Genomic DNA, 13,039 nt, shown 5'->3' on the forward strand with positions numbered 1-13,039 from the left:
GCAGTCCCACGCCTCCGCGCGCGGTTATCGTGGGAAATTGTGATCGCCGAGTACTCTGCCCACCACCTTCAGGTGCTTGAAGGGCTCGAAGCGGTCCGCAAGCGCCCCGGAATGTACATCGGTTCGACCGACTCCCGTGGTCTCATGCACTGCCTGTGGGAGATCATCGACAACTCCGTCGACGAGGCGCTGGGCGGCCACGGCAGCCGCATCGACATCGTGCTCCACACCGACGGCAGCGTGGAGGTGCGCGACCGCGCCCGCGGGATCCCCGTCGACATCGAACCGCGCACCGGGCTCTCCGGCGTCGAGGTGGTCTTCACGAAGCTGCACGCCGGGGGCAAGTTCGGCGGCGGCTCGTACGCCGCATCCGGCGGTCTCCACGGTGTCGGAGCATCCGTCGTGAATGCCCTGTCGGAGCGCCTCGACGTCGAGGTCGACCGCGGCGGCAAGACCTACGCGATGTCGTTCCATCGCGGTGAGCCGGGAATCTTCGCCGGGCCGTCGCCGGATTCGCCGTTCACCCCGTTCGACAACAGCAGCGAACTGCGCGTCGTGGGGAAGGCCCCCAAGGGGGTCACCGGAACGCGCATCCGCTACTGGGCCGACCGGCAGATCTTCACCAAGGACGCCGCCTTCGGGCTCGACGAGCTCGAGCAGCGCGTGCGCCAGACGGCGTTCCTGGTTCCGGGGCTGGAGCTGGTCGTCCGCGACGAACGCACCGCAGAGCCGGTCGACACGACCTATCGCTACGACGGCGGGATCTCCGAGTTCGCCGAATACCTCGCCCCCGACTCCGGCCTCACCGACACGTGGCGCCTGACCGGCTCCGGCACGTTCACGGAGACGGTGCCCGTGCTCCAGCCGACCGGTGCCATGGTGCCCACCGAGGTGGAACGCACCTGCGAGGTCGACGTGGCCCTGCGGTGGGGCACGGGCTACGACACGGTGATGCGCTCGTTCGTCAACATCATCGCGACTCCCAAGGGCGGCACGCACCAGCAGGGCTTCGAGCAGGGGCTCATGAAGACCCTCCGCACCCAGGTCGAACAGAACGCCCGTCGCCTGAAGGTGGGCAACGACAAGCTGGACAAGGACGACATCCTCGCCGGCCTCACCGCCGTGCTGAACGTCCGCCTTCCCGAACCGCAGTTCGAGGGGCAGACGAAGGAGATCCTCGGCACACCCGCGGTGCGCCAGATCGTCTCGTCGGTCGTCACGAAAGAGCTCGCCGCCCGGTTCGCCTCGACCAAGCGCGACGACAAGGCGCAGACGGCCCTCCTCCTGGACAAGGTCGTCTCCGAGATGAAGTCGCGCATCTCGGCGCGCACCCACAAGGAGACGCAGCGCCGCAAGAACGCGCTGGAGTCGTCGTCGCTTCCGGCGAAGCTCGTCGATTGCCGCTCGAACGACGTCTCCGACTCCGAGCTGTTCATCGTCGAGGGAGACTCCGCCCTGGGCACCGCCAAGCTCGCGCGCAACAGCGAATACCAGGCGCTGCTGCCCATCCGCGGCAAGATTCTGAACGTGCAGAAGGCCTCGGTCAGCGACATGCTGTCCAACGCCGAGTGCGCCTCGATCATCCAGGTGATCGGTGCCGGATCCGGACGCTCCTTCGATCTCGACGCCGCGCGCTACGGCAAGATCATCCTGATGAGCGACGCCGATGTCGACGGCGCGCACATCCGGACGCTGCTGCTGACGCTGTTCTTCCGGTACATGCGACCGCTCGTGGAAGCCGGGCGCGTCTTCGCCGCGGTTCCGCCGCTGCATCGCGTGGTGGTCATGAACCCCGGCACGAAGCCGAACGAGACGATCTACACGTACAGCGAGCAGGAGCTGCACGCCCTGCTCACCAAGCTCACCAAGGCGGGCAAGCGCTGGCAAGAGCCGGTGCAGCGCTACAAGGGGCTGGGGGAGATGGATGCCGACCAGCTGGCGACCACCACGATGGACCGCGCCGGCCGCTCGCTCCGCCGGGTGCGCGTCGAGCACGCCGAAGTGGCCGCGAGCGTGTTCGAGCTGCTGATGGGCAACGACGTGGCGCCGCGGCGCGAGTTCATCGTCGAGGCCAGCGACCGGCTCGCGCGCGAGCGCATCGACGCCTGACCCGCGCGGCCTTCGACACGCTCAGGCACCGCCCTGCGTCACCCGCGCGCCGTGGCCCGGGCGGACCCTTCGACACGCTCAGGGACCGCCCTGTGCGACGTGCTGCCGCTCGGTCGCTGAGCTCGTAGAAGCGTCCGAGCCCCCGCACGCGGTCGCCCGCCGGGGGTTCCTCGAGAATCCATGTGCCCGACGAGGATGCCGCAGGCCGCCGGATTCTCGCCGCGCAGTTGGATTCTCGCGGTTCAGGCGGTTCAGGCGGTCGAGGCGGTCGACGCGTCAGCGGACCGTCGTGCCGACGGCGCCGATCACGCCGTCGACGGGTGACCCGGAGGCGTCGCGCTTCGCCCCGGAGGGCGGCAGCTGGCGCACGGCACCGTCGGGCCCGACCGCACGCGGGTCGGAACCGACCCACGCGACAGTGAGCACGTCTTCGCCGCGGAGGAACCGGTGGGCTCGCACGCCGCCCGTGCCGCGCCCCTTGGCCGGGTACTCGGTGAACGCCGAAACCTTCGCGCTGCCCGCGTCGGTGCCGGGGATCGCGGCGCTGGAACCGGCGACGGTGATGACGACGGCATCGAACGCGGATGCCCCGACGACGGAGAAGCCGATCGCCTCGACCCCGTCGGTCAGGCGCATCCCGGCCATGCCGCCCGCCGCACGCCCCTGGGGACGAACGGACGAGGCGTCGAACCGCAGCAGCTGGGCGTCGGCGGCGACGAAGACGAGCTCTGCGCCGTCGGTTGCCGGCGCCGCTCCGATCACCCGGTCGCCCTCGCGGAGGGCGATGACCGACACGTCGTGCTTGTTCGCCGGCAACTCGGTCGCCGCGACGCGCTTGACCACGCCCTGGGCCGTGCCCAGCGCGATCGGGGGATCGGCCACCAGGGGCACGACGGCGACGACGTGCTCTCCACCGGAGAGCCCGAGGTACTGGTCGGCTCGCGTGCCGGCGGCCAGCTGCACGGCGTTGCCGGGAACGGAGGGCAGATCGACGGGGGAGAACCGGATGAGGCGCCCCGCGCTGGTGACGGCGCCGACGTCGCCGCGGGTCGTGGTGTCGACGGCCGAGCGGATCGCGTCGTGCTTGGACCGCCGGGCCGGCGTGACGATGCCCTCGTTCGGCGCGTCGGGGGAGCGTTCGGCGCGCACCATCCGGCCCGTCGCCGACAGGAAGACGCGGCAGGGGGCGTCCGCGATCTGCAGATCGGCGGCGGCCGCCGACCCCCGCGAGGAGCGCGGAGTGACCGGGCCGCCGTTGAGGAGCAGGGTGCGGCGGGGCGTGCCGAGCGCGTCCGAGGTGGCTTCCAGCTCCCGCGCGACCTGAGCGCGCAGCAGCGCGGGATCGCCGAGCAACTCGACGAGCGCGGCGATCTCGGCCTTGAGGGAGTCGCGCTCAGCCTCCAGCTCGATGCGCGAGAACTTCGTCAGACGTCGAAGACGCAGCTCCAGGATGTACTCGGCCTGCAGCTGGCTCAGGTCGAAGACGTCCATCAGTCGCCCACGGGCCTGCTCGCCGTCATCCGAGGCGCGGATGACCTGGATGACCTCGTCGATGTCGAGGATCGCGATGAGCAGGCCCTCGACGAGGTGCAGCCGCTCGCGGCGACGAGCGAGCCGGTATTCGCTCCGGCGGGTGACCACCCGGATGCGGTGGTCCAGGTACACCCGCAGCAGCTCCCGCAGCCCGAGCGTCTGCGGCTGACCGTCGACGAGTGCGACGTTGTTGATGCCGAAGGAGTCCTCCATCGGCGTGAGTCGGTAGAGCTGCTCGAGCACCGCGCTCGGATCGAACCCGGTCTTGATGCCGATCACCAGGCGCAGCCCATGGTTGCGATCGGTCAGGTCGGTGACGTCCGCGATCCCGGTGAGCTTCTTGCTCGTGACGGCGTCCTTGATCTTCTCGATCACCCGCTCGGGGCCGACGAGGTAGGGCAGCTCGGTCACGACGAGGCCGGTGCGGCGGGGCCCGAGAGGCTCGACCGACACCTTCGCCCGGGTGCGGAAGGATCCGCGCCCGTTGGCGTACGCGTCGCGGATGCCGTCCAGTCCGACGATGATGCCGCCGGAGGGGAGGTCGGGCCCGGGGACGAACTCCATGAGCTCTTCGAGCGTGGCCTCGGGGTTCTGCAGAAGGTGCACCGCGGCAGCGACCACCTCGATGAGGTTGTGGGGTGCCATGTTCGTGGCCATACCGACGGCGATGCCGGAGGCGCCGTTGACGAGCAGGTTCGGGAAGGCCGCCGGCAGCACCTCGGGCTGCTGGAACTGTCCGTCGTAGTTCGGGATGAAGTCGACGACGTCCTCGTCGAGGTCTGCGGTCAGAGCCAGCGCGGGAGGCGCCAGGCGTGCTTCGGTGTAGCGCGGCGCAGCGGGGCCGTCATCGAGCGAGCCGAAGTTGCCGTGCCCGTCCACGAGCGGCACCCGGAGCGAGAAGGACTGGGCGAGGCGCACCAGCGCGTCGTAGATGGGCGCGTCACCGTGCGGGTGGAGCTTTCCCATGACCTCGCCGACGACGCGGGCGCTCTTGACGTGGCCGCGATCGGGCCGCAGCCCCATCTCCGCCATCTGGTACAGGATGCGGCGCTGCACGGGTTTGAGGCCGTCTCGGGCGTCGGGAAGCGCCCGCGAGTAGATCACCGAGTACGCGTACTCGAGGAACGACCCCTGCATCTCGGCGGAGAGGTCGACGTCTTCGATGCGTTCTTCGACGGCAGGGGAGGGGCGGGAAGAGGGCATGTCCGTTGGGCCTCGGGTCGGCGGTGTCGGTCGCGGCGGTTGCGCCTGGACGCAGGGCCGCTCGCCTGTGCGAGACTGACCCGGATGTCCCTCAGCCTACCGGCGTACCCGCCACGCGCCCGGAGCCTCACCGGCGTGCTGACCGATGTGGTGGCCGCCCTGGAAGGCGGCTCCGACACGCTGCCGCCGGCGCGAAGCGCCATCGTCTTCGTCCTCGACGGGCTCGGCGCGCACAACCTGGCTGCCCGGCGCGGGCACGCCCGGTTCCTGTCTTCGCTCGCCTCGCGGTCCGCGGTCGCCCGCACCGTGTTCCCCTCGACGACGGCGGCGGCTCTCACGAGCCTGCTCACCGGAACCGATCCGGGGCAGCACGGGATCGTCGGGTACAAGGTGCGCATCCCGGGCACCGATGCCGCCCCGAACCAGCTCCGCGGGTGGGAGACCGACGGACTCGACCCGCTGACGTGGCAGCGGTCCCGCCCGATCCTCGAGCGCGAGGCCGCAGGGGGACGCCGCACCTTCGTCGTCTCGCGGCCCGAGTATCGGGGGACGGGGTTCACCGAAGCGACGCTGCGGGGAGCGGAGATCCTCGGGATCGAGGATCTCGTCGAGCGGGTGGAAGCCGCCGCGCGGCTGACGGCGGAGCATCCCGGCGCCCTGGTCTACCTCTACGCCCCCGACCTCGACAGCGTCGGCCACCGACACGGCTGGGAGTCCGATCAGTGGTCATCCGCGCTGGAACGGGTGGATGCCGCCGTCCAGCGTTTGTCCGACGTACTCCACCCCGCCACCGGGGCGCTCGTCACGGCCGATCACGGCATGGTCGACGTCCCTGCGCACCGGCGACTGCTGTTCGGGGCCGATTCCCCCCTCTGGGACGGGGTCGCCGTCGTCGGGGGAGAGCCGAGGATGCTGCACCTCTACGCCGACCCCGGCCGGGAAGCCGACGTCCACGCGGCCTGGCAGGCCGCCGAGTCGGGCCGGGCGTGGGTGTTCTCGCGCGAGGAGGCCCTGGAGGCGGGTGTGTTCGGCGCTGTCGACCCGGCGGTGCGCGAACGCATCGGCGACGTGCTGGTCGCCGCGCGCGCGGGAGTGGCCTACTACGACGACCGCGAGGTCGAGAAGGGGGCCCAGCGCATGGTGGGCCAGCACGGCTCGCTCACGATCGAGGAGCGCATCGTGCCGCTCCTGCGGCTGGGCGCCTTCGCCTGACGCGTCAGTTCTCGTCGCCGCGGGCGCCGAAGACGATCTCGTCCCACGACGGCATCGACGTGCGCCCCTTGCGGCGGCCGCCTCCTCCTTCGGACGGGGCGGATCCCGACGGTGCAGAATCCGGCTGAGAGGCTGGTTCGTCGTACCCGGGCTCGAGCGCATCGAACAGCGCGACCGGCGCGGAGGGGCGTCGTGATTCCGCTTCGGAGTCGGTGCCGGGCAGCGGCTCGCGCTGGCCGCGCCGCCGGCGCAGCGCCTCGAGCAGGTCGGCCGTCTCCGTCGAGGTCACCGGCGCCTCCGGCGCACGCTTGGCCCCGTCGGCGACCGACCCCGCGAACGGCGAGTCGGGCAACGGTTCTGTGTCGTTTTCCATCCGGCGCGGGCCGAAGGCGCCGCTGTCGAAGCGCGTGTCGTCCTTGGCGAGCGGAACGTCCAGAGCCCGCAGGCGCGGGATGAGCCCGTCCGGGAGTGAGCCCTGCCGCGACAGCTGGATCGCGTCGGCGTTCTGCGGCGACAGCGTGCTCCGGCGCGGGTCGAAGCCCCAGCGGGCATCGTGGTCGATGGAGTTGGCGGTGAACTCGAGCTTGACGATCCAGCCGGTCGATTCCTTCCAGCTGGTCCAGCGCTCACCGGTTGCGTGCGCCTCGGCGAGCTTGGCGCGCACCGCGGCTCCGAAGGTCACGTGCTCGTGCTCCAGCTCACCGCCGAGAAGCACCGGCACGGCGAGGGCCTGCCCCGCGATGTGCTCGCGCTCTGCCAGGACGGGCCGCTCGAACTTCACCACGTCCTCGAGGCGGGCGCCCATGAGCGCGGCCACCTCCTGCGCCGACATTCCGGCTCGGATATGGGCCTGCACTTCGCGCGGGCTCGGCCGAGGGCCCCGTTCTTCTGCGGTCCGTTCGCGACGCGCGCGGCGCATTTCGCCGCGCAGCACCTCATCGACGGCGAGCGTGAACCGCTCGCCGGAGTCCGTCGCCAGGACCAGGAGGTTCTCCTCGGTGCCGATGACTTTGAGCTGTTCCATGCGAAACACCCCTTCGATCTGCGGTCAGCGCCCATGCTGACACAGGCGCCGCCCGCCACCGGGAATATCGCGGGCGCGCCGCGCGTTTCGCCCATATCCCGAACCACCCCGGTGCCCCAGCCCCCCGCGTATTTGCTAATCGCCGGTGGGTCATGCAAACTGTGGCCGCCCGATCGGGCGAAGGCACCCCCTGATTTATCCGAAAGAAGAGACGTTCACGCATGGCCACCGATTACGACGCACCCCGCAAGACCGAGGACGACAGCGAGTCGATCGAGGCCCTGAAGGAGCGCGTGCCGGACAAGACGTCGGGTGCGATCGACGTTGAAGACGCCGACAACCCTTCAGGCTTCGAACTTCCGGGTGCGGATCTTTCCGACCTCGAACTCGATGTCGTCGTCCTCCCCCCGCAGGAGGACGAATTCACCTGTTCCAACTGCTTCCTCGTGAAGCACCGCTCGCAGCTCGACCACGAGGCCGGCTCCGGCCCTATCTGCGTGGAGTGCGCGGCCTGACCTGAGCGCGGCGGATCGCCGCCGCCAGCCGATCCGGCGTGCGCGTGGAGATCACCCACGCCGGAATGGGATCGTCGGGGTCGGTCACGGGAACCGTGACGACCCCGTCGATCCCGCCTCGCAGCAGCATCCATGACCGCCCGTCCAGGCGCGCCCCACGCGCTTGGCGGGCGTCCTCGCCCGTCACCGCGACGGGCTCTCCGAGAAACTCCGCGTCGATGTGCGCCCGTCCCGCGTGCAGGACCCCGTCCCGGATCTCCACCACGGGAGACAGGGCGATGAGAGCGGCCACGACGCCGACGCCGACCACCGCACCGGCGATCAGCGCGACCGTCTGGTCGATGGGTGCGAGAACGAGGGCCGCCATCGGACCGCACACGGCGGCGGCCGCCAACGCCCACAGGGATGGGCTCAGCCGCTCGCGATAGGTGATTGGGTCGCGGATGCTGCACCTTCCCATCTGCATTACCCTCGTGGGGTGACCGATACCGTCGACGTGCCCATTATCGCCGCCGCGGCTCCCGTGTTCGCGCACCCCGGCGATGCCGGAGCGGATCTGATGGCTGCCGAGGCCGTTCGCCTCGAGCCGGGAGAGCGCGCCCTGGTGGCCACGGGTGTGCGCATCGCGCTCCCGGACGGTCACGTCGCCTTCGTCGTTCCGCGAAGCGGCTTGGCCGCCAAGCACGGGATCACGATCGTCAACGCCCCCGGCACCGTCGACGCGGGGTACCGCGGCGAGATCAAGGTCGCGCTGCTGAACACCGACGCCCGCGAGGCCTTCGACGTCGCGGTGGGAGATCGCATCGCGCAGCTCATCGTGATGCCCGTGCCCCCCGTCCGCTTCCTCCCCGTCGACACCCTTCCCGACAGCGCTCGGGGCGAGGGCGGATTCGGGTCGACGGGTTATTCGAACCAGCAAGGGAGCCGGGCATGACCGATCTGCCCCCGCAGACACCTGCCGCCAAGGAGTCGCCCAACGACCGCGCGGTCACCGGCCCCTTCGACGAGTCCGAGGCCAACCCCGTCCGCCCCTACATCGACCTGGGGGGCATCAAGGTGCTTCCGCGGGAGGGTCTGAACCTCCGCCTGGAGGTCGAGGAGCAGACCAAGCGCATCGTGGCCGTCGGACTCGACTACGCCGATTCCACGCTGCAGGTGCAGCCGTTCGCGGCACCGCGCACCACCGGCCTGTGGACCGAGACACGCGAGCAGATCCGTCAGCAGGTACGTCAGCAGGGTGGCCGCGTCGAGGAACGAGAAGGTCCCCTCGGCCCGGAGCTCCTCGCCGAGGTGCCCGTGGTCGCCGGGGCGGAGGGCGCCAGCAAGCGCCTCGCCCGCTTCGTCGGTGTGGACGGACCGCGCTGGTTCCTGCGCGGCGTCATCGGGGGAGCAGCTACCGGCGATACGGATGCGGCGGCCAAGGTCGAAGACCTTTTCCGCTCGATCGTCGTGGTGCGCGGCACGGCGCCCATGCCCCCTCGCGATCTCATTCCGCTCAAAATGCCCGCGACACCGGGCAGCGCGTGAGCGATCCCGACGCCCCGCGGGCCACGCCGCCGGACGCCGCGCGCACCTCGGGCACGCCGGAGGTGCCGCCGCCCGCCTCCGAGGCACTGGGAGCGGCGCTGGGCGCCGCAGCCCGCCGCGCGGGGCTCGACCCTGCGGCAGGCTCCTCCACCGGTGCGGCCGTATGGACCGCGATGGGCGGCTGGCGCGGCATCCTCGAATCGGTCCTGCCGAGCCTCGCGTTCGTGATCCTGTTCACGCTCACCTACGACCAGGCCACCGAGCAGGGGAACCTCTGGGTGAGCCTGGGCGTATCGGTCGGCATCGCGGTGGTGTTCACCGTGCTGCGTCTGGTGCAGCGATCCCCGGCCAGCGCCGCCATCGGCGGGCTTCTGGCGACCGCCGCGGCGGCCGCGCTCACCCTGCTCACCGGTCGCGGCCAGGACAACTTCGTCTTCGGATTCTTCACGAACGGCGCCTACGGGGCCGCGTTCCTCATCTCCGCCCTCGTCGGGTGGCCGCTGATCGGCCTGGCCGTCGGTTTCCTCATGAACGAGGGGACGCAGTGGCGGCGCAACGCCCGCAAGCGTCGCGTGTTCTTCTGGCTCTCCATCGCATGGGCGGCGCTGTTCGCCGCGCGCCTGGTGGTGCAGTTGCCCCTGTACTTCGCCGAGAACGTCACGGCGCTCGGAACCCTCAAGATCCTGATGGGCCTGCCGCTGTTCGCGCCGCTCCTGGCCGTCACATGGCTCGCCGTGCGCGCGCTCTACCCGTCGCGCGAGACCTGATACATTTATCTTGACATCGAGATAAATTCTCGCGTCTTCCCGGTTAGGGCAACCTTCCTAGCCGCCGCCGGATACGGCGGGGAAGATGAGAGAGCGGGCCCGGCCCGTATTCGCCGACGAAGGAGACGATCGTGTCCACGGTTGACAGCTTCGGTGCCAAGAGCACCCTGACGGTCGGCAGCACCGACTACGAGATCTACCGGATCGACACCGTCGCCGGGTACGAGAAGCTCCCCTTCAGCCTCAAGGTCCTCCTGGAGAACCTGCTGCGCACGGAGGATGGCGCCAACGTCACGAGCGGACAGATCCAGGCCCTCGGATCGTGGGATGCTGCGGCCGAACCCGACACCGAGATCCAGTTCACTCCCGCCCGCGTGGTCATGCAGGACTTCACCGGCGTCCCGTGCATCGTCGACCTCGCCACCATGCGCGAGGCCGTGGCCGCGCTCGGGGGAGACCCGTCGCGGATCAATCCGCTCTCGCCCGCCGAGATGGTCATCGACCACTCGGTGATCGCCGATCTGTTCGGGTCGGAGAACGCCCTCGAGCGCAACGTCGAGATCGAGTACGAGCGCAACGGCGAGCGGTACCAGTTCCTCCGCTGGGGGCAGGGCGCCTTCGACGACTTCAAGGTCGTCCCCCCGGGGACCGGCATCGTGCACCAGGTGAACATCGAGCACCTCGCGAAGGTCGTGTACGACCGCACCGTCGACGGCGTGCTCCGCGCCTACCCCGACACGTGCGTGGGCACCGACTCGCACACCACCATGGTCAACGGCCTGGGCGTCCTCGGGTGGGGCGTGGGCGGCATCGAGGCCGAGGCGGCCATGCTCGGCCAGCCCGTGTCGATGCTCATCCCGAAGGTCGTGGGATTCAAGCTCTCCGGCTCGATCCCGATGGCCGTCACCGCGACCGATGTCGTGCTGACGATCACCGACATGCTGCGCAAGCACGGCGTCGTGGGCAAGTTCGTGGAGTTCTACGGTGAGGGCGTGGCCTCCGTGCCACTGGCCAACCGCGCCACCATCGGCAACATGAGCCCCGAGTTCGGCTCGACCGCCGCGATCTTCCCGATCGACGACGTCACCCTCGATTACCTGCGTCTGACCGGACGCAGCGACGAGCAGGTGGCACTGGTCGAGGCCTACGCCAAGGAGCAGCACCTGTGGCACGACCCGGCGACCGAGCCGGTGTTCAGCGAGTACATGGAGCTCGACCTCTCCACGGTCGTCCCCTCCATCGCCGGGCCGAAGCGCCCGCAGGACCGCATCGAGCTGTCGCGCTCCAAGGAGCAGTTCGAGCACGACCTCCTCGACTACGCCGACCCGAGCGCGCACACCGCGGTGGATGCGGCGGTGGAGGCCACGTTCCCTGCCTCCGACCCGCTCGGCTTCACGCCCCAGGACGAGACGAGCCAGGGCGAGCCGCCCACCGAGGTCACCCACCAGCACGAGCACGCAGCAGCATCGCTGGACCACGCCCCCTCGGCGGTGTCGAAGCCGACCCCCGTCACCCTCGAGGGTGGCGAGTCCTTCATGCTCGACCACGGCGCCGTCACGATCGCGGCCATCACGTCGTGCACCAACACCTCCAACCCGTCGGTCATGCTCGCGGCGGGCCTGCTCGCCCGCAACGCGGTGAAGAAGGGCCTCAAGGCGAAGCCGTGGGTCAAGACCACGCTCGCGCCGGGATCGAAGGTCGTCACCGACTACTACGAGAAGGCCGGCCTCACCAAGGACCTCGAAGACCTCGGTTTCTACACCGTCGGCTACGGCTGCACGACGTGCATCGGAAACTCGGGGCCGCTCATCGAAGAGGTCTCCGCGGCCATCAACGACAACGATCTCGCCGTCACCGCGGTGCTCTCCGGTAACCGGAACTTCGAGGGCCGCATCAACCCCGACGTGAAGATGAACTACCTGGCCTCGCCGCCCCTGGTCATCGCCTACTCGCTCGCCGGGTCGATGAACTTCGACTTCGAGACCGATCCGCTGGGCACCGACTCCGACGGCAACGACGTGTTCCTCAAGGACATCTGGCCGGATGCTGCCGAGGTGCAGGCGACGATCGACTCGTCCATCAACGAGGAGATGTTCACGCGTCAGTACGCGACCGTCTTCGATGGCGACGAGCGCTGGCAGAACCTTCCCACCCCGACCGGCGACGTGTTCGAGTGGGACGAGTCGTCCACCTACGTGCGGAAGCCCCCGTACTTCGACGGCATGACCATGGAGCTCACTCCGGTGCGCGACATCACCGGTGCCCGGGTCATGGCCGCTCTCGGCGACTCCGTCACCACCGACCACATCAGCCCGGCCGGCAACATCAAGGTCGACAGCCCCGCGGGGCGCTACCTCGCCGAGCACGGCGTCGAGCGCAAGGACTTCAACTCCTACGGATCGCGCCGTGGCAACCACGAGGTGATGATCCGCGGCACGTTCGCGAACATCCGCCTCAAGAACGAGCTGGTGCGCGCCGTCAACGACGGGGCGATCGTCGAGGGCGGTTACACCCGCGACTTCACGCAGCCGGGCGGACCGCAGTCGTTCATCTACGACGCGTGCCAGAACTACGCCGCACAGGACACCCCGCTGGTGGTCTTCGGTGGCAAGGAGTACGGCTCCGGTTCATCCCGTGACTGGGCCGCCAAGGGCACGAGCCTCCTCGGCGTGAAGGCCGTGATCACGGAGAGCTTCGAGCGCATCCACCGGTCGAACCTCATCGGCATGGGCGTCGTTCCGCTGCAGTTCCCGGCGGGAGAGAGCTGGTCATCGCTCGGGCTGGACGGCACGGAGATCGTCTCCATCCACGGCCTCGAGCAGCTCAACGACGGCGTCACGCCCAAGACCGTGCGCGTCACCGCCGAGCCGAGCGAGTTCTCGGCGGAGGGCAAGCAGACCGTCGAGTTCGACGCGATCGTCCGCATTGACACGCCCGGTGAAGCGGACTACTACCGCAACGGCGGCATCCTGCAGTACGTGCTGCGCTCTCTGGTCTGAGGCCGATCAGCACCAGCGGCCCGCGGGGAGACACCCCCGCGGGCCGCTACTGTGTGCGGCACCCACACACGGCGAGCTGATTGCGCGCGTGCAGACACCGTCCAGTACCGCCCGGCTAAACTCGACAGCACGGCGCCCAGGCGCCCCGAC

General features: G+C 69.8%; 10 protein-coding genes. 7 read left to right on the plus strand and 3 right to left on the minus strand.

Annotated elements, in window-relative coordinates; all coding sequences use genetic code 11:
• Window positions 1-39: 39 nt before the first annotated feature.
• Window positions 40-2,109 (plus strand): DNA gyrase/topoisomerase IV subunit B, encoded by a 2,070-nt coding sequence (locus AC2DGY_RS08430; RefSeq protein ID WP_484509242.1) that lies wholly within the window; start codon window positions 40-42, stop codon window positions 2,107-2,109.
• Window positions 2,110-2,385: 276 nt separating this feature from the next.
• Here the strand turns inward: AC2DGY_RS08430 and AC2DGY_RS08435 are convergent, their stop codons facing one another.
• Entirely contained in the window at window positions 2,386-4,845 is a 2,460-nt protein-coding gene (locus tag AC2DGY_RS08435; RefSeq protein ID WP_484509243.1) for a DNA gyrase/topoisomerase IV subunit A, read from the minus strand.
• Window positions 4,846-4,929: 84 nt separating this feature from the next.
• Between AC2DGY_RS08435 and AC2DGY_RS08440 the strand changes: the two genes are divergently transcribed.
• Entirely contained in the window at window positions 4,930-6,057 is a 1,128-nt protein-coding gene (locus AC2DGY_RS08440; RefSeq protein ID WP_484509244.1) for an alkaline phosphatase family protein, read from the plus strand.
• A gap of 4 nt (window positions 6,058-6,061) precedes the next feature.
• Here AC2DGY_RS08440 and sepH read toward each other — a convergent pair whose 3' ends face one another.
• A complete protein-coding gene (gene sepH, locus AC2DGY_RS08445) occupies window positions 6,062-7,081 on the minus strand; it encodes a septation protein SepH (RefSeq protein ID WP_484509245.1) in 1,020 nt (339 codons plus the stop codon).
• 221 nt (window positions 7,082-7,302) lie between these two features.
• Here sepH and AC2DGY_RS08450 point away from each other — a divergent pair, with 221 nt between their 5' ends.
• A complete protein-coding gene (locus tag AC2DGY_RS08450; RefSeq protein ID WP_484509246.1) occupies window positions 7,303-7,596 on the plus strand; it encodes a DUF4193 domain-containing protein in 294 nt (97 codons plus the stop codon).
• Here AC2DGY_RS08450 and AC2DGY_RS08455 read toward each other — a convergent pair.
• The gene (locus AC2DGY_RS08455; RefSeq protein WP_484509247.1) at window positions 7,571-8,062 is read right to left on the minus strand and encodes a DUF3093 domain-containing protein; all 492 of its coding nucleotides are present in this window, start codon (window positions 8,060-8,062) and stop codon (window positions 7,571-7,573) included. The genes AC2DGY_RS08450 and AC2DGY_RS08455 overlap by 26 nt on opposite strands.
• A gap of 12 nt (window positions 8,063-8,074) precedes the next feature.
• On the opposite strand from AC2DGY_RS08455, the gene dut reads away from it, so the two are divergent.
• From dut to AC2DGY_RS08475, 4 genes are all read left to right on the plus strand, one after another.
• Window positions 8,075-8,530: a dUTP diphosphatase gene (gene dut, locus AC2DGY_RS08460; protein WP_484509248.1), complete on the plus strand. Its 456-nt coding sequence runs from the start codon at window positions 8,075-8,077 to the stop codon at window positions 8,528-8,530.
• Complete coding sequence (locus AC2DGY_RS08465) at window positions 8,527-9,123, plus strand: DUF3710 domain-containing protein (protein WP_484509249.1); 597 nt, start codon at window positions 8,527-8,529, stop codon at window positions 9,121-9,123. The genes dut and AC2DGY_RS08465 overlap by 4 nt, the downstream gene beginning before the upstream one ends.
• The gene (locus AC2DGY_RS08470) at window positions 9,120-9,890 is read left to right on the plus strand and encodes a DUF3159 domain-containing protein (RefSeq protein WP_484509250.1); all 771 of its coding nucleotides are present in this window, start codon (window positions 9,120-9,122) and stop codon (window positions 9,888-9,890) included. The genes AC2DGY_RS08465 and AC2DGY_RS08470 overlap by 4 nt, the downstream gene beginning before the upstream one ends.
• Before the next feature lie 131 nt (window positions 9,891-10,021).
• Window positions 10,022-12,889: an aconitate hydratase gene (locus AC2DGY_RS08475; RefSeq protein ID WP_484509251.1), complete on the plus strand. Its 2,868-nt coding sequence runs from the start codon at window positions 10,022-10,024 to the stop codon at window positions 12,887-12,889.
• The last annotated feature ends 150 nt before the right edge of the window (window positions 12,890-13,039 follow it).

Source organism: Microbacterium sp. Z6_144 (assembly GCF_057197625.1).